This is a genomic window from Bifidobacterium jacchi, from assembly GCF_009078285.1.
Lineage (GTDB): Bacteria > Actinomycetota > Actinomycetes > Actinomycetales > Bifidobacteriaceae > Bifidobacterium > Bifidobacterium jacchi.
Window position 1 is genome coordinate 1 of sequence record NZ_RQSP01000094.1, and the last position, 1606, is coordinate 1606.

Here is a 1606-nt window from a genome sequence, read left to right on the forward strand (position 1 = left end):
GTGATCGTGCGCTCACGGTACGCCGCATCGTTCACGTCGTTCGAGCCGCGCTTCAACACCACCACGTTGCCGTAGGAGTCCTTGAGCGTGATCTGCTCGTTGCCGCCGTTGACCGAGGCGTCCTTCACACTGGTGGCGTCCAGCGGGCTGTTGACCCACTGCGTCACCTTGAAGTGCTGGATGAACTTCGTCGACACGTCATGCGTGTACAGGTTCGTGATGTACGCCGCATAGTCGTTGCGACCCTGCCAGCCCTCGAAGTCCTTCATGCTATAGCCGCCCAGCAGCGGAGCGTTCGACGGCTGTCCGTACGACGGGTAGTCGCCCATCCAGCTGTCCTTCTGATGATTGCGCAGGAAACGCATCACCTGCGAGTTCTCACCCTTCATCTGCGCGCTGCCACCGGTCAGATCGGCCGCCCAATGGTGGAACGTGGCCTCGTATTCCATGGCCGTGCCATACTCCGTGCCGACGCTCCATCCAAGCGCATTGATGGTATTGGCGATGCGTCGGGTCTCCCACGAGTCCTCGGAGCCGGAATGCTTGGTGCCCCACACATCGAGGTAGACGAAGTCCATGTTGTCGCCGACCTGATCCTTGAGCGCCTGGAAACGGCTTGCGCGGCTACCGGAGGCGAGGTCGTAGATGCCGTTGATGCCGATCGCCTGATCGATCCAATCCCAGCTGTAGTAGAGCGAGCCGTTCGCATTGCGTCGCACCAGCGAATCGCTGAACGCCTTGGCTTCGGGGTACATCTCGGACGCGTTCACATGGATGCCGATGCGCGCGCCATACTCGGCCGCGCCCTCCATCAGCGTGTTCATGTCCGCCGCGCCGCCGGCACGCGCATTGATGTCGCCGTAGTCCGGATGAGCCGAGTCGTGGCCCTCATTGCCATAGCCCTTGAGCAGCACCGACTGGCCGAGGCCATCCGTGTTCAACGCCACCTTCTTGACGTTGTCCAGCGTCGTGAGGAACGGGTTCTGCGCCTGCGAGCCGAAGTTCATCGCGATGCGCCACGAGACCAGCTCGGGCACCTCCTCCGACTTGTACGGATTGTTCATGATGTCGCGGTACGCGATCGCGCCATCCTCCCAATTCACCGCCTTGTCGTCGTTCGCGTCGCCGGCGATCGCCACCGCCATCTTCGGCAGATCGGTCTGCTCAAGCGTGTACTTCCTGCCGTTGGTGTCGCTCACCGTGCGATGCCAGTACCAGGGCGCGCTTGCCAGTCCGAGCGACGTCGCCGAGTCGACCGATTGCGTCGTCGCCAGCACGCGCGTGTTCTGATTGCCGCCATTGTAGCTTTGCGTCGCGGCGCGCCCGTCATGCTCCGAATTGGACCACAGACCGGCGCTCAGGCCTCCGCCCGAGACGAACGCGTACATGTAGTCGCGCTCCGACATCGAAGTGGAGCGTTCGATGGCGAGATTCTCGTCGCCGCTCTTCGTGTTGCTCGCCGACATGATCGCGCCGGTGAACTGCGGATCGCTCTGGTCGGAGCGCACGGAGATGAGGCTCTGGTTCGGGAATGCGATCGTCTGGATCGCGTTCTCCTCCACGTTGCCGTTCTTCTTGGCGATGTTGTTGACGACCTTCGTCACGT

The 1606-nt window shown here is 62.3% G+C and carries 1 protein-coding gene; it reads right to left on the bottom strand.

Annotation, left to right across the window (positions count from 1 at the left end):
• Positions 1–1606: endo-alpha-N-acetylgalactosaminidase family protein (locus tag EHS19_RS10450; RefSeq protein WP_241677223.1), on the bottom strand; the 1606-nt coding region annotated here is incomplete at both ends.